This is a genomic window from Kribbella lupini (assembly GCF_039529595.1).
GTDB lineage: Bacteria > Actinomycetota > Actinomycetes > Propionibacteriales > Kribbellaceae > Kribbella > Kribbella lupini.
In genome coordinates this window covers 2,203,636-2,218,665 of the sequence record NZ_BAAANC010000001.1, presented here as the reverse complement: position 1 = coordinate 2,218,665, position 15,030 = coordinate 2,203,636, and the positions used below count along the sequence as shown (strand labels likewise).

The window sequence follows — 15,030 nt, the reverse complement described above, 5'->3', positions numbered from 1 at the left end:
AGGGCTGGGCTACCTGTTGGTGAGCGTGGAACTGGTCGAGGTCCGGATCCGGGCGCTTGTCGCCGTACGTGGCGCCAGCTGTGCGTCGGACGCGGTAGCCGGCGGTGCGCCGCGTCGGGATGCCGGTGATGCAGCGCTTGGGGCTGCTGGCGCTATCGCACGCGAAGAAGCCAGCGGTACGCCGCGCGCACATCGCGGCGGGCCCCGCGATGGGGCTGGTGGAACGTCGCGCAGGGATGCGGGTGGTAGGCCGCGTGGGACCGGCGGCGGTCCGCTTGGATATTGCGGTGGTACGCCGCGTGGCGAGGTAGGCGGTACGTCGTGTGGGGGCGACGGTGGTACGTCGCGGAGCAATGCAGACGTTGCGCCGCGCGAGCAGGTGGGCGATCTCTCGCGTAAGGATGCTGGCGGTACGCCGGGTAGAGATGCCAGCAGGACGTCGCGTGTGCAAGGTGGCGGTGCGTCGCGTGGGAGAGCAGGCTGTACGCCGCAGGAGCTGGTTGCGGGTCCGGGGCGTGTAGCAGCCGGTCGTACGGCGCGCGAGGGAGTCGTCGGTGCAGCGCGTGAGGGAGTTGGCGGCGCGGCGCGTCAGGGGACAAGCCGTGCGGCGCATGAGGCTGCGGGCGGTACCCGGCAGGAGGCGGTTGCCGGCCCGGGGCGTGGGGTGGCTGGTGGTGCGGCGTACGAGCTGGGCGGCGAAGCGTCGCGGCAGGGAGCAGGCGGTACGCCGTGGCATGGTTTGCGGCGGGCGCGTGAGGGGTCCGGGTGACAGGGCACGGGCTGGACTATCTGCTGGCGCGGCTGGGACTGGTTGAGGACCGGATCCGGGCGCTTGTTGCCGAGCGTCGGGCGGATGATCCGGCGATGGACGACCCGTTCCGTGGGCTGTATGTGAACGACGAGTTGGTCGATCGGTTGCTCAGCGGCCAGGCGCGCGCGGAGGTTGTGGACCAGGTTGCTGCGGCCTCGGCGGTTGAGCAGCAGGCGGACGAGTACGTTGCTGAGGGCAACGTCATTCGGCTGCGGCGGTTGGCTTCGACGGCGGGGTTGTCCGAGTTGGACACCGAGTTGCTGGTGATTGCGTTGTTGCCTGATCTGGACAGTCGGTTTGAACGGCTCTACGGGTATCTCAACGACGACGTGACTCGGCGGCGGCCGAGTGTTGGGCTGGCGCTGGAGCTTGCTGGGGTCTCCTCGATGTCATCGCTTGCTCGTGGGCGGTTGTTGCCGGGTGGGCCGCTGGTTGATCGCGGGCTGTTGATTGTCGAGGATCCCGAGCGGCCGTTTTTGACTCGGGCGATTCGGGTGCCGGATCGCGTTGCCGCGCATCTGCTGGGAGACGATCTGCCTGATCATCGCTTGGTGCCGATGCTGGCGGAGCTGACGGCGTACAAGACGGACGCGAGCGCGGATCTCGGGCGTAGTTTGGCGGCCGGCGTGCGGCTGGTTCATGTGCGGGAGCACGAAGCGGGGACTGGGCAGTCGATCGCTGCGGCGGCACTCGCCGCCGCGGGTCGGGGGGTGGTCGCGATCGATCTGAACCTGATGGCTCGCGACTCGGATCCGCTCGGGCTGGCGGTGATCGCCGGGCGGGAGGCGTTGCTGCAAGACGCGGGGTTGGTGGTCGGTCCCGTCGAGGCGTTGGCTGAGGCGTCGCTGGAGTCGCTGCACCGGCTGAGTCGGTGGGAGCCGCCGGTGCTGTTCGTCGGTACGACGACCTGGGATCCGCGGTGGAGTCCCGAGACGCCGTTGACGGTGGATGCGCCCGTACTCGGTGCGCACGACCGGATCGAGCTCTGGCGGGAACACCTGCGCGAGTCCGACCTCGATCCCGAGATCCTCGCGTCGCATCTCGCGCTCGGGCCTGGGCAGGTCCGGAACGTGTTCAGGACCGCGGCCGCGTCGGCGTTGCTGGCGGGTACGGCGATCACCGCCGACGACCTGCGGCGCGGCGTACGTGCTCAGAACGCGGCTGGGCTGGAGCGGCTGGCCCGGCGGATCGAGCCGGAGGTCGGGTGGGACGACCTCGTGCTTGCTCCCGCCGTACGGCGTGCGCTGCAAGGGCTGGCGGCCCGCGCACGGCACCGCGACACCGTGCTGACCGACTGGCGGATGCGGCGCGGCGGCGGGCGCGGGCGGGGTGTGACGGCGTTGTTCGCGGGTGATTCCGGGACCGGCAAGACGATGTCGGCCGAGGTGATCGCGACCGAGCTCGGGCTCGATCTCTACACGGTCAATCTGGCGACAGTGGTCGACAAGTACGTCGGGGAGACCGAGAAGAACCTGGAGCGGATCTTCAGCGAGGCCGGTGGGGTGAACGCTGTGCTGTTCTTCGACGAGGCGGACGCGATCTTCGGCAAGCGCAGCGACGTCCGCGACGCGCACGACCGGTACGCCAACATCGAAAGCGCGTACCTGCTGCAGCGGTTGGAGAGCTTCGACGGGCTCGCGATCCTCGCGACCAACCTGCGGGCCAACATCGACGACGCGTTCACCCGGCGGCTGGACGCGATCATCGACTTCCCGGCGCCGACGCCGGACCTGCGGCTGCGGCTGTGGCAGCAGTGCCTGGCGCCGCCGCTGCCGCTCGGGGACGACCTCGAACTGGAATTCTGCGCGGAGTCCTTCGAGCTTGCCGGGGGCAACATTCGGTCGGCCTCGGTGAGCGCGGCGTACCTGGCCGCGGAGTCGGGGCAGCCGGTGCGGATGGCCGACCTGATCATGGCGGTCGGGCAGGAGTACCGGAAACTCGGCCGGCTGGTGCTGGAACGCGAGTTCGGCCGGTACTACGGGATGCTCGACGGGGCGACGCCGTGAGCGACCGTCCTCCGGCGAAGGTGTCCGAAGCCCTGGTGGAGGGCAGGCGGCGGACCGCGCCTGACCGCCCGGCCGGTGATGCTGTCCCGCCGGGGTTGCTGGCGTTGCAGCGGAAGGCGGGGAACGCCGCGGTGAGTGCGTTGATGGCGGCGAAGTTGACCTCGCCGGGTGGGGATGCGGCGAGTGAGATCGACGCGGCGCTGGTGGAGATCCGGAACGACGAGCCTGCGGTCGACACCGTCGAGAAGGGGCTGAAGGCGGCGAAGGCGGCCGGCGTACCGGTTGATCTGGAAGGGGTGAAGCCGCCAGCTTCGGCGTTGGCGGTGACGAAGACCGGGTTTGGGCCGGGGGCTGTTGCGCCGAAGAAGGCGGTGCCTCCGACGAAGCCTGTACCGGCGGTGAGTCCCTTGGGGAAGGCTGCGGCTAAGCCGGTCAAGGCGGGTGGGAAGGGCAAGGGCTCCGGCGGCGGGGGCGGTGGTGTTGCGCCAGCGGCCGGTGGAGGTGGCGCGGCGCCGGCGATGGCGCCGTTGTCGGGGGCGCAACTGCTGGAGCCGCCGGCGCCGCCTACCGGCGTACGGCCTGAGGAGGATCCGGCGTTCACGGGTGTGACCGGGAATGTGAAGGGTTTCGCCAAGGCCAAGCGGGCGCACCCGCCGGCGGCGTCGAAGGCGAAGGAGGCGCAGGACGCGGCGCTGGCGCCGACCGACGACCTGAGCGGTCAGGCCAAGGCGGCCAAGGCCGACACGATGGACGCCCAGCAGGCCGGGACGTTCGACAAGAAGGCGTTCATCGCGTCGGTGAAGACCGCGATCGAGGCCAAGTCGCCGAAGACGCTCGAGGAGGCCGACGAGTACAAGGAGTCCGGCAAGGCCGGTGAGGTCAAGGGCGAGCTGAAGGGCATGGTCGGCCAGGGCAAGGAGGGCCAGGCCAAGGACATCGAGACCGCGACGGCCGCGCCGCCGGACACGTCGAAGGGCGTGGCGAAGCCGGTCACGCCGATGGAGACCGAGGATCCTGGTCAGGCGGCGGCGATCCCCGCGGGCGGGGCCGCGCCGAAGGTCGCGCCGCCCGAGCAGACGAATCTGGAGGCCGGCAAACACGAGGCCACCAGCGAGATGGCCGAGGCCGAGGTCACCGATCAGCAGTTGGCGCAGTCGAACGAGCCGCAGTTCCAGGGGGCGCTCGCCGACAAGCAGACCGCCGCGGCGCATGCGGACACCGCGCCCGCCGCGTTCCGGGCCCAGGAGCAGCAGGTCATCGAGCAGAACAAGACCGAGGCGGCCGCCGAGACGAAGACCGGGGTCGCCGGGATGCAGGGCTCGAAGGCGGCGGCGCTGGCCAAGCTGGTCGCCGACAAGGGCAAGGCGAAGTCGAAGGACGAGCTGAAACGCGCCGAGGTCACCACGACGATCCAGAACATCTTCACCGCGGCCGAGGCCGACGTGAAGGTGATCCTGGACGGGATCGACCCGAAGGTCGACGCGGAGTTCGAGCAGGGCGAGGCGAAGGCGCGGGCGGCGTTCGAAGGGTACGTCGCGGCCAAGATGTCGGCGTTCAAGAAGGACCGGTACGGCGGATGGCTGGGCGGGTTCCGGTGGGCCAAGGACAAGCTGGTCGGGATGCCGGACAAGGTCAACGAGTTCTACGACGCCGGCCGCGAGATCTACCTCAAGCAAATGGACGGGGTGATCTCGCGGGTCGCCGACATCGTCGGTGGCGACCTGACCGCGGCCAAGGCGCGCATCGCGAAGGGGCGCGCCGACATCGCGGCGTACGTGAAGAGTCTGCCGAAGGACCTGCAGAAGATCGGGTCGGAGGCCTCCAGCGAGATCGGCGACAAGTTCGAGCAGCTGGAGAGCGACGTCGACTCCAAGCAGGACGCGCTGGTGGAGTCGCTGGCGAGCAAGTACACCGAGGCGCGCAAGGGCCTCGACGAGCGGATCGAGGAGCTGCAGGCGGAGAACAAGGGCCTGGTCGACAAGGCGATCGGCGCGATCAAGGCGGTCATCAACACGATCCGCGAACTGGTCGGGATGCTGAAGAACGTGCTCGCCAGGGTGGCGGGCGTGGTCGGGGACATCGTCAAGAACCCGGTCGGGTTCCTGTCGAACCTGATCGACGGGGTGAAGGGCGGCATCCTCAAGTTCAAGGACAACATCGTCGACCACCTGCGCAAGGGGCTGATGAGCTGGCTGTTCGGGGCGCTGGCCGAGGGTGGGGTGCAGCTGCCGGACAAGTTCGACGTACGCGGGATTCTGCAGCTGCTGCTGTCGCTGTTCGGGCTGACATGGGCGAACATCCGCAACCGGCTGGTCAAGCAGGTCGGCGAACCGGCGATGACGGCGATGGAGAAGGGCGTCGAGATCTTCCAGAAGCTCCGCAGCGAGGGGATCGCGGGGCTCTGGCAGATGCTGATGGAGAAGCTCGGCGACATCAAGGAGATGATCCTCGAGCAGGTCAAGGACTTCGTCATCACGAAGATCATCACTGCCGGGATCACGTGGTTGATCGGGCTGCTGAACCCGGCCGCGGCGTTCATCAAGGCCTGCAAGCTGATCTACGACGTGGTGATGTTCTTCGTCAACAACGGCAGCCGGATCCTGAAGTTCGTCAACACTGTGATCGACTCGGTCGCCGACATCGTCAAGGGCAACGTCGGGGGAGTGGTCAACAAGATCAACGACGTGCTGGGGCAGATGGTGCCGATCATCATCGGGTTCCTGGCGAGCGTGATCGGGCTGGGCGGGATCGGGCAGAAGATCCGGGAGATCGTCGAGAAACTGCAGAAGCCGGTGAACAAGGCGCTGGATTTTGTGATCAAGACGGGGCTGAAGCTGGCGGGGCCGGTGATCCGGGGGCTGAAGTCGATCGGTGGGAAGGCCAAGGCGAAGATCGCCGCGGGCAAGGCGTGGGTGAAGGGCAAGGCCGAGGCCGGCAAGAACTGGGTCAAGGGCAAGGTCGCTGCCGGAGCGGCTGGGCTGCGCGGAATCCGGGACAGGCTGCTGGGTATCACCTTCCGCCGCACCTTCGAAGCCGGCGGCGAGAAGCACTCGGTCTACACGAAGAAGGGCAAGCCGGGGATCCTCTACACCGCGTCGGTCGAGGCGCCCAGTGCGCAAGCTGCACCGACCCCGGCCGTGGCGGACCTCGAGGCACAGTTCCGGACGGTGATGGACAACTACGTGGCGACGGCGTCACGAGCTGACGGGGACGTTGCAGCCGCCCAGCAGGCCGCGGCGCTGAAAGCACAGGCGGAGCAGATCCTCACGCAACTGGTGGCGGCGACCAAGGCCTACGTCATCAATCACGAGACTACGACGGGTGACCCCGGGCACCCGGCCGACGGTATCGGCCGGCCTGGCCTGCACGGCGAGAAGCCGTCCAGTCTTCGCGATCAGAACCGGCTGCTCTGGCTCGAGTCCGAACACATCATCCCATTCGCCGCCGGCAAGTCGTTGTGGCGCGCACTGAAGCTCTACCTGCCGTGGCGGGGAAGTCACGAGGACGACGCCCAGACGACGATCATGATCTACGAGCGCGCGGCCCGGATCAAGACGCCTGCGGACAACGCCCGCAGTTACAGCTTCCAGGCGATCCTGGAGGCTTCTGGGATGGCGGAGATCATCGCGCGGGGTGCCGACCGTGGTGAGCTCGGGATGGACACGTCCGAAGGCGAACGCGCCTGGGAGGCGGTGAAGGCGCATCTGGAGGAGATCCGCAAGGACGCGGTCGCCCGCACCGTGGACGCGGTCCAGACCGAGAACCAGATGGTCGAGCCCGGCGCGACGAGGACGAACGGGCAGCGGCGCGGCAACGAGGCGCCGACACCCGGATTCAACGCCATCGACGGTACGTCGAGAACGCAGATGGGCAACATCATCCGGTTGGTCTACGAGGAGGTGATGAGCCGGGGCGCGGTTCGGGACAAGGTGGAGCGGATCCGGAATCGGCGACCTGGCGGGAGGTCTTGATCGACCCGGATGTCACCGAAGAGATCGCACGTTCTTCAGGAGGACTGAAACATGCACGAGCACGGGTTTGATGCTGAGGAGAAGGCGCTTCGGCCCAAGGGTGGGCGGGTTGAGGAGCAGGTTTCGGATCAGGTGGGGAAGGCGGGGGTTGAGGGGCGGACCGATGTGCTGGGCGGGGCTGGGATGCTCGGGTTGCAGCGGGCTGTGGGGAACAGTGGGGTTACGGCGATGGTGGAGGAGGACAAGTCGCCGGTGCATGGGGTGATCTCCTCTGGGGGGCGGGCGTTGGAGCCTGAGGTTCGGGGGGAGATGGAGGGGCGTCTCGGGCATGACTTCTCGGATGTTCGGGTGCATGACGACTCGGCGGCTCATGACTCGGCGAAGGCGGTGAATGCTCATGCGTACACCGTGGGGAGCAACGTGGTGTTTCAGCGGGACAAGTACGATCCTGCGTCTGATGCGGGGAAGACGATGCTGGCTCATGAGTTGACACATGTGGTGCAGCAGCGGAGTGGGCCGGTGGAGGGGACTTCGGTGCCTGGTGGGATCAAGGTGAGTGATCCGTCGGACCGGTTTGAGCGGGAGGCTTCGGCTAATGCGGAGCGGGTGATGGCGTCGCCAGCGCCGGCGACCGCTGCTGTGGTGCCGGGGGTGCAGCGGGTGGCTGCGGGGGACGCGGAGGTGCAGCGGCACGAGGAGGACGACGCTGGGGTTCAGCGGGATGCGGATCAGGGCGCGGAGGTTCAGCGGGAGGAAGGGGAGGAGAAGGAAGAGGAAGTGCAGGGGGCGTTCGTGCAGCGGGAGGAGGAGGAAGAGGCTCAGGAGGAGGGGTGAGGTAGACAGCGGGAGCCGGGCAAGGTGCACTGGAGGTGTGCAGGGTCGGGTTCGGAAGGCCGTGGGGCGGAAGGTGCCGCCGGGGGCTGTTGCGCGGGCGGCGGTTGGTACGTCGTACGAGCGGGTGTTGGCCTTGCAGCAGACTGCTGGGAATCGGGCGGTGTCCGTGGCGTTGCTGGGTGGGCCGGTGAGTGTGAGTCTTCATGGGGAGACGAAGGGGACCTACGACGGTGGGACCAGCGTCGTAGGGAAGCCGAAGGTGGTGCGGGCGAAGGACTGTGACTGCTCGGACGAAGATCCTTGTCTGAAGGCGACCGGGACGCTGGAGGTGACGTACCACGTGGACGTGGACATTCGGATGCCCGGGATGCCGGACGGGCTGAGTGCCTGCCAGCAGCGGCGGGTGCGGGTGTTTCTGCGGGACGTGCTCGGGCCGCACGAGCAGGATCATGCGCGGCGGTTGCGGAAGTACAACGGGACGACGCGGCGGCCGTACTCGGTCACGGGCTGTGGGAAGGCCGGTCTGGAGAGCGAGATGGCGAGCAAGCTGCAGGAGATGCACGACACCGAGGCGACCGCCCGCGCCGACGCCGCGGACGCCGACTCGGCCTCGATCGACCCGTTCAACCGGCCGATCGACCTCGACTGCTGACCGAAGAACCAGGCATTACGTAGGTGAGGACTGCCAGACCGTCGCCGACCGTGTGGACGTCGACGAGCCGCAGCGGTCGCAGGCTGTTGGTCTTAGGGAAGAGGCGTTGACCCGCTCCGACCACGACCGGGTACGTGATCAGCCGCAGCTCATCGACGAGGTCGTGCTCCAGGAGCGTGTGGACGAGTTGGCCGCTGCCGTTGACGACGAGATCGCCGTTCACTTGCCGCTTTAGCTGCGCGACCTCCTGGACGACGTCGCCCGACAGGACCATCGAGTTCTTCCAGTTCGGGTCGTCGAGCGCGGAGGACGAGACGACGTACTTCGGCAGGTTGCGCAGCCGGTCGGCCCACTCGCCCTCCCGGGTGACCCAGCCCCGGCCGATGAACCAGTCGTAACTGCGGCGTCCCATCAGCAGGGCTTCCGCTCCCAGCGCCTCCGCGAGCTCGAGCTTGGCCCACTCCTCACGATCACGGGCGCTGATGAAGTCGAACCAGTTGCCCCGGCCGCGGGTGCCGACCGGGTCCTCGATGACTCCGTCGAGCGAGATGTTCTGACTGATGACGAGCTTTCCCATGGCGTTCTCCCAGGTGGTGTTGTGTAGCTGTCACCGAGGCAGACGCCGCGGGATCCGGAAAAGGGTCGCCGCCCCCTTTGCCGTCCGGCCGGCGTCTGTAGAGGAGGACCACGAGAGAGGTGGAGCACGTGAGGGCAGATCTGGTGAGCAGGGCGCGGGCCGGGGACGAGGACGCGTTCCGGGCGTTGACCGAGCCGCATCGCCGCGAGCTGCACGTGCACTGCTACCGGATGCTCGGCTCGTTCCAGGACGCCGAGGACGCGCTGCAGGAGACGTTGCTCGATGCGTGGCGCGGGCTCAACGGGTACGACGGTCGCGCGTCGATCCGGACCTGGCTCTACCGGATCGCGACCAACAGATGCCTCAGCGTGCTGCGCGCGGCCAGCCGGCGCCCGGCCAAGGCGTGGGACATCCCCGGCGTCGAACCGCCCGAGCCCACGCGCCTCGGCGAAGTCGCCTGGCTCGAGCCCTACCCGGACGCTCTGCTCGAAGGCGCGATCAACGTCCCGCTTGGACCGGAAGCCCGCTACGAGCAGACCGAGTCGATCTCATTGGCCTTCATCACCGCGCTCCAGCTGCTGCCGCCGCGGCAGGTCGCCGTACTGGTACTGCGCGACGTACTCGGGTTCCGTGCGAGTGAGACGGCCGAGCTGCTCGACACCAGCGTCGACTCGGTCAAGAGTGCCCTCAAGCGAGCCAGGGCGGGACTCCAGCGCCAGGAAGCCGCCACGACCGACTCATCCGTCGAAGAAGCAGTCGTGGCCAAGTTCGTCGACGCCTGGGAGTCCGCCGACGTCGACGCATTGGTGGCTCTGCTGACCGACGACGTGTTCATGTCGATGCCGCCGCTGCCCTTCGAGTACCAGGGCCGCGACGTCGTCGCGAACTTCTGCGCCCTCCTGTTCGGTGCCGGCCGCCGGTTCGACCTCGTGCCGACGCGGGCCAACGGGCAGCCGGCCTTTGGCGCCTACCTGCGGACGCCGTCCGGCACCCGCCGCGGGACCGGCCTGTACGTCGTCACGCTCGCCGGCGACCGGATCCGCGCCCTGACGCGCTTCGAGAACACCGTCCTCCCATTCTTCGGGCTGCCACGATCGCTCCCCGCGCGCTGACCAGGTTCCCCTTCGGGCAAGCGAGAGTGCCCTGGTCTGCGTCCACATGGTCGCCCGGGTCAGCCGGCCTCGGCCGCAGGCTGGAGCAAATCCTGATCGAGGAGGGCAGCATGCCGACGTACCTGTCACCAGGTGTGTACGTGGAGGAAGTCGAATCGGGCGCCCGCCCGCTCGAAGGTGTCGGTACGGCGGTGGCCGCGTTCGTCGGGCTCGCCGAGGACGGCCCCTTCAACACCGCGACGCTGATCAGCAACTGGACCGCGTTCATGGACACGTTCGGCGGATTCGTCCCCGGGTCGTACCTGGCGCAGTCCGTGTACGGGTACTTCCTGAACGGCGGCGGGAACTGTTACGTCGTACGGATCGGTGGCGGTGCGGACGCGAACGACGGCAAGACGGCGCGCGGGCGCAAGGAAGTGCCGGCCGGGCCGCAGGCGATGCTGGGCCGGTTTCGGGTGGTCGCGCTCGACGGTGCTCAGGCTCCAGGCGAGATGAGTGTCGAGATCACCGACGCCGGTGGCGAGAACCCGTCCGAGGACATGTTCCGGATCGTCGTGAAGCAGAACGGCAACCAGACCGAGGAGTTCGACCGGCTGACTGTGTCCCGCGGCAAGACGAACGTCGCCACCGTGGTCAACGCGACTTCGAAGCTGGTCAAGATCGAGGAGATCACCGGCGCAGCGCTGGACCGGCCCGCGCTCGGCGAGGTCGCGCTGAACGCGCCGCCGCCGGCGCCCGCCGTACCGTCGCCGCGGTTGAGCGCCGAGGACTACGTCGGCGACGTGTCCGAACGCACCGGCTTCGGCGGCCTGGAGGCGGTCGACGAGATCACGATGCTCTGCGTCCCGGACCTGATGAGCGCGTACCAGCAGGGCGCGATCGACCTGGAGACGGTGCAGGCGGTTCAGCTGGCGATGCTCGGACACTGCGAGCTGATGGGCGACCGGATCGCGATCCTCGACGCACCGCCCGGGCTCAACGCCCAGCAGGTGAAGGAGTGGCTGGTCGACAAGGCCGGCTACGACTCGGCGTTCGGCGCGCTCTACTACCCGTGGATCAAGACCGCCGACCCAGGCACCGGGCAGCTCGGCTTCATGCCGCCGTCCGGGCACATGGCCGGGATCTGGGGGCGCAACGACGACACCCGCGGCGTGCACAAGGCGCCCGCGAACGAGGTCATCCGGGGCGCGGTCAGCCTCGAGATCCAGATCACCAAGGCCGAGCACGACCTGCTCAACCCTGTCGGCATCAACGTGCTGCGGACGTTCCCCGGCCGCGGCAACCGGGTCTGGGGCGCGCGGACGCTGTCGTCGGACCCGGCCTGGCGCTACCTGAACGTACGGCGCCTGTTCAACTACCTCGAGGAGTCCATCCTCGCCGGGACCAACTGGGTCGTGTTCGAGCCGAACGACGAAGCGCTGTGGGCGCGCGTCCGGCGGACGATCTCGGCCTTCCTGGTCAACGAGTGGCGCAACGGCGCCCTGTTCGGCCAGACCCCGGACGACGCGTTCTTCGTCAAGTGCGACGCCGAGACCAACCCGGCCGAGGGGATCGACGCCGGCCAGGTGGTCTGCGAGATCGGCGTCGCGCCGGTCAAGCCGGCCGAGTTCGTGGTCTTCCGGCTGTCGCAGTTCTCCGGCGGTACCAGCCTGGTCAGCGAGTGACCCCCAGTACGCGAGAAAGGTAACCAGTCATGGCGCTTCCGGACATGGACTCCGGTGTCGGTCACTCCTTCGGGCTGGAGTTCGACGGCATCCAGATCAAGAGCATCACCGAGATCAGCGGCCTGAAGATGGAGCAGGACGTGATCGAGCTCAAGGAGAACGGTGCCGACGGCAAGTACGTGATCAAGAAGCTGCCCGGTCGCTGGAAGGCGCCGGAGATCACGCTGACCCGCGGGCTGTCGTCGGACACCAGTTTCGACAAGTGGATCAAGGACTCGCAGTTCGGCAAGATGGGCGCGGTCCGCAAGGGCGGGGCGATCATCGTGTACGACTACGAGGGCGCGCCGCTGAAGCGGTACAAGCTGACCAACGCGTGGCCGAAGAGCCTGGAGATCGGCACCATGAAGGCCGGCGACACCTCGGTGATGACCGAGAAGCTGGTCGTCACCTGTGAACGGCTCGAGGTGGAGTGATGCGCCGTACGGCGTCCGCGGCGCTCGAGGCCCAGCTCCCCGCGGCTGAGGTTGCTGTTGCGGCCCCGGTGCAGGAGACGTTGCGGACGGAGTTCCCGTTCGTGCTGCCGCGGGGGTACGTCGACGGGTCGGGCGTCGTGCACCGCGACGGGGTGATGCGACTGGCGACTGCCCGGGACGAGCTGGTGCCGTTGCGGGACGACCGCGTGCGGGAGAACCCGGCGTACCTGACGGTGGTGCTGCTCGGGCGGGTCGTCACGCGGCTCGGGAGCGTGACCGACATCCACGCCGGGGTGATCGAGGACCTGTTCGCGGCGGACCTGGCGTTTCTGCAGGACCTGTACCGGCGGGTGAACCAGGAAGGGCACACGCGGGCCGGGGTGGACTGTCCCGAGTGCGGGCACGCGTTCGCCGTGGATCTGGCGGGTGGGCGCCTGGGGGAATCGTGACGTACGCGCCCGACCAGCTGTACACCGAGGTCGCGTACGTCGCCTACCACTTCCACTGGTCGCGGGACGAGATCCTCGATCTGGAGCACCCTGAGCGACGGCGGTTCGTCGAGGAGATCGGTCAACTGAACACGCGCGTCCAGTCGGGGAGGTGAGCGGGGTGCGGTGGCCTTTCCGGTGGTCTGGTGGGGTGTTCGGTGGTAGTGGTGGGGGCGCCGGCGCTGCCGGTGGTGCTCCTGATGCTGCCGCGGGAGCCGGTGCTGGTGCTGGTGCTGGTGGCGGCGCCGACGCGTCGGGGTCTTGGGGGCTGGGACAGTCGCGCGGGGAGTGGGTGGATCTGCCGCCGTTGCAGCGGTCGGTGGGGGAGATCGAGCCGGTCGCGGCCGTTGGGTCGTTTCGGGGGTCTTTGGCGACGCATCAGGATCCGCGGTTCCTCGCGCCGCTCGGGCATGCGCTGGAGGTGGAGGCGCCGCGGGGAGAGATCGGTGGGTATGCGACGCCGGTCGCCGGTGGGAAGGTGAGTTTTCCTTCGGGGTTCTCGGGGGCGACGGTGCAGCGTGCTGTCGAGAGTTTGCCGGCGGAGGAGGTGTTGTCCGGCGTCCAGACGTATTCGTTGCCGGCGACAAGTGGAGTGGGTGCGGTGGTGCTGCCGCCGGTGGAGGCGCGGTCGGTGCCGGTGAGTCCGGGGCCGGTGGTGCAGCGGCGCGGGGCGTCGGAGTCGGTGGTGCAGACGTCGGCGGACCTGGGGGTGTCTGAGGTCGCGCAGGAGTCGGAGGGGTCGTCGGTGAGATCGGTGCCGGAGCTGCCCGTCGAGCAGGGCGCACCACAGGTGTCGGGTGGGGCGAGCGGGATCGAGATGCCGATGGTGTCGCGGGCCGTGAGTGCGCCGGAGGTGCCGATGGTTTCGCGGAAGGTGAGTGCGCCTGAAGGGCCGACGGTGTCGCGGGCGGCGAGTGCGCCGGAGGTGCCGATCGTTTCGCGGATGGTGGGTGCGCCGGAGGCGGCGCCGGTGCCGCGGGTGGTGAACACGCCGGAGGTGCCCACGGTGTCGGGGAAGAAGAGTGCGCCGGAGGTTCCGGCGGTGTCGCGGACGGCGAGCAGGTCCGAGATGCCCACGGTATCGCGCGTGGTCAGTGCGCCCGAGGTGCCGATGGTGTCGCGGGAGGTGATTTCGCCCGAGGTGCAGACGGTGTCGCGGGCGGTGAGTGCGCCCGACGTGCCGGTGGTGTCGCGAGTGGCGAGTGCGCCGGAGGGTCCGATGGTCTCGCGATCGTCGGGTGCGACGGAGGTGCCGTCGGTGCGGCGGCCGGTGATGCCTGGTGGATCGCCGGCCTCGCAGATGCCTCTGGTGTCTGCTGAGGCATCAACAGTGTTGCAGGCCAGTGCGTCGCAGGTGCCGAGTGGGCAACCGCCGGCGGAGCTGCCGACTTTGTCGTCCGCACCACCTGTGCTTCCTGTGTCTGCGCCGGAGGTACCAGTCGTGTCCCGCGTGGCGGCCGTTCCGACGGTGCAGCAGGTGGCGGACGGGGCTGTGGAGATTCCGAGGCCGGCGCAGGAGCCTGCTGGGTTGAGTGCACCGTCGGTACAGCGGATGCCCGAGATGCAGGTGGTGTCGCGGGTGCGGCAGGTGCCGCTCGTGGGTGAGGTGCGTGCGCCGCAGTTGCCGACAGAGGAGCGCGGGGCGGTTCAGGTGCAGCGCGTCGAGCAGGTGCAGGCCGGAGGAGCGGAGGCGGTGCAGGAGATGCCGCTGGTTGGGTCTTCGGAGCCGCTGGAACGGTCGCCGTTTGTGGCGGCGCTGGGTGGGCCTGCTGTTCAGCGGATGGCCGCGGGCGCGCCGGTGCAGGAAACGACGGGCGGGTCCGCGCGGGTGGATACGAGTGGAGAGCCGGTGGGTGTGCGACCTGCCGAGCGGCCTGTGGAGGTCCAGCGGGTTGCATCTGCTGAGTTGTTGTGGCCGCCGCCAAAACCGCAACGTGCAAGCGGGGTAGCGCCGCTTGCGGGGGCCGTGGAACTGGTGCAGCGCGCGATCGGTGAGGAAACAGCGCCGACACCAGCTGTTCAGCGCGTGGTGCACGGGCATCCGGCGCTGGGTGCTCCGGTGATGCCGCAGCCCGCACGCGAAGCCTCGTCGGTGATGCCGACCCGCGAGACCTCGCAGAGCACCGCCGTACAGGCTCGGACCGAGGGTGAGGCGTTGTCCTGGTCGTTGGAGGACAGCTTCCAGCCGGCGGAGGCTGTGCGGTCGGTGCCTTTGCAGCGGATGTTCGGTGAGGAAGTCGTCCAGACGGCTGAGGAAGCGCTGCCGCCACCTCAGGCGGTTCCCCAGGCGACAGTCGAGGCGAAGAAGCCGACCGTGAGCGCGGCCGAAGTGGAGGAGCTGGCGAAGCGGCTCTACGAGCCGTTGACCGCGAAGCTCAAGGCCGAGCTCTGGCTGGATCGGGAGCGGGCGGGACGGGTGTCGGACCGATGGTAGGGGGAGTG

General features: G+C 68.7%; 12 protein-coding genes. 10 read left to right on the top strand and 2 right to left on the bottom strand.

Annotated elements, in window-relative coordinates:
• Nucleotides 1-765: 765 nt before the first annotated feature.
• From ABD235_RS10125 to ABD235_RS10110, 4 genes are all read left to right on the top strand, one after another.
• Nucleotides 766-2,817, top strand: coding sequence for an ATP-binding protein (locus tag ABD235_RS10125; protein WP_344172368.1), 2,052 nt, complete (start codon nt 766-768; stop codon nt 2,815-2,817).
• Nucleotides 2,814-6,788, top strand: coding sequence for a hypothetical protein (locus ABD235_RS10120; RefSeq protein ID WP_344172366.1), 3,975 nt, complete (start codon nt 2,814-2,816; stop codon nt 6,786-6,788). Before ABD235_RS10125 ends, ABD235_RS10120 begins: the two co-directional genes overlap by 4 nt.
• Before the next feature lie 51 nt (nt 6,789-6,839).
• The gene (locus tag ABD235_RS10115) at nt 6,840-7,622 is read left to right on the top strand and encodes an eCIS core domain-containing protein (RefSeq protein WP_344172364.1); all 783 of its coding nucleotides are present in this window, start codon (nt 6,840-6,842) and stop codon (nt 7,620-7,622) included.
• A gap of 187 nt (nt 7,623-7,809) precedes the next feature.
• Complete coding sequence (locus ABD235_RS10110) at nt 7,810-8,274, top strand: hypothetical protein (RefSeq protein ID WP_344172362.1); 465 nt, start codon at nt 7,810-7,812, stop codon at nt 8,272-8,274.
• Here ABD235_RS10110 and ABD235_RS10105 read toward each other — a convergent pair.
• Nucleotides 8,246-8,851 carry a dihydrofolate reductase family protein gene (locus tag ABD235_RS10105; protein WP_344172360.1) on the bottom strand — a complete coding sequence of 202 codons (606 nt, stop codon included), beginning with the start codon at nt 8,849-8,851 and terminating at the stop codon, nt 8,246-8,248. The genes ABD235_RS10110 and ABD235_RS10105 overlap by 29 nt on opposite strands.
• A 128-nt stretch (nt 8,852-8,979) precedes the next feature.
• On the opposite strand from ABD235_RS10105, the gene ABD235_RS10100 reads away from it, so the two are divergent.
• From ABD235_RS10100 to ABD235_RS10080, 5 genes are all read left to right on the top strand, one after another.
• Nucleotides 8,980-9,963 (top strand): sigma-70 family RNA polymerase sigma factor, encoded by a 984-nt coding sequence (locus tag ABD235_RS10100; RefSeq protein WP_344172358.1) that lies wholly within the window; start codon nt 8,980-8,982, stop codon nt 9,961-9,963.
• Nucleotides 9,964-10,073: 110 nt separating this feature from the next.
• Nucleotides 10,074-11,627 (top strand): phage tail sheath family protein, encoded by a 1,554-nt coding sequence (locus ABD235_RS10095; RefSeq protein WP_344172356.1) that lies wholly within the window; start codon nt 10,074-10,076, stop codon nt 11,625-11,627.
• 29 nt (nt 11,628-11,656) lie between these two features.
• On the top strand, nt 11,657-12,100 hold the full coding sequence (locus ABD235_RS10090; protein WP_112246009.1) for a phage tail protein: 444 nt from the start codon (nt 11,657-11,659) through the stop codon (nt 12,098-12,100).
• Complete coding sequence (locus ABD235_RS10085; protein ID WP_344172353.1) at nt 12,100-12,549, top strand: hypothetical protein; 450 nt, start codon at nt 12,100-12,102, stop codon at nt 12,547-12,549. Before ABD235_RS10090 ends, ABD235_RS10085 begins: the two co-directional genes overlap by 1 nt.
• Complete coding sequence (locus tag ABD235_RS10080; RefSeq protein WP_344172351.1) at nt 12,546-12,704, top strand: DUF6760 family protein; 159 nt, start codon at nt 12,546-12,548, stop codon at nt 12,702-12,704. The genes ABD235_RS10085 and ABD235_RS10080 overlap by 4 nt, the downstream gene beginning before the upstream one ends.
• Before the next feature lie 262 nt (nt 12,705-12,966).
• Here ABD235_RS10080 and ABD235_RS10075 read toward each other — a convergent pair whose 3' ends face one another.
• Nucleotides 12,967-13,665, bottom strand: coding sequence for a hypothetical protein (locus ABD235_RS10075; RefSeq protein WP_344172349.1), 699 nt, complete (start codon nt 13,663-13,665; stop codon nt 12,967-12,969).
• 475 nt (nt 13,666-14,140) lie between these two features.
• Here ABD235_RS10075 and ABD235_RS10070 point away from each other — a divergent pair, with 475 nt between their 5' ends.
• Nucleotides 14,141-15,022, top strand: a complete 882-nt coding sequence (locus ABD235_RS10070; protein WP_344172347.1) for a hypothetical protein — start codon at nt 14,141-14,143, stop codon at nt 15,020-15,022.
• Nucleotides 15,023-15,030 lie beyond the last annotated feature (8 nt).

Bases quoted from the DNA above. Each gene is read 5' to 3' on its own strand.
- ABD235_RS10115 (WP_344172364.1), top strand. From the start codon at position 6,840: ATGCACGAGCACGGGTTTGATGCTGAGGAGAAGGCGCTTCGGCCCAAG.
- ABD235_RS10105 (WP_344172360.1), bottom strand. From the start codon at position 8,851: ATGGGAAAGCTCGTCATCAGTCAGAACATCTCGCTCGACGGAGTCATC.
- ABD235_RS10095 (WP_344172356.1), top strand. From the start codon at position 10,074: ATGCCGACGTACCTGTCACCAGGTGTGTACGTGGAGGAAGTCGAATCG.
- ABD235_RS10090 (WP_112246009.1), top strand. From the start codon at position 11,657: ATGGCGCTTCCGGACATGGACTCCGGTGTCGGTCACTCCTTCGGGCTG.
- ABD235_RS10085 (WP_344172353.1), top strand. From the start codon at position 12,100: ATGCGCCGTACGGCGTCCGCGGCGCTCGAGGCCCAGCTCCCCGCGGCT.
- ABD235_RS10070 (WP_344172347.1), top strand. From the start codon at position 14,141: ATGCCCGAGATGCAGGTGGTGTCGCGGGTGCGGCAGGTGCCGCTCGTG.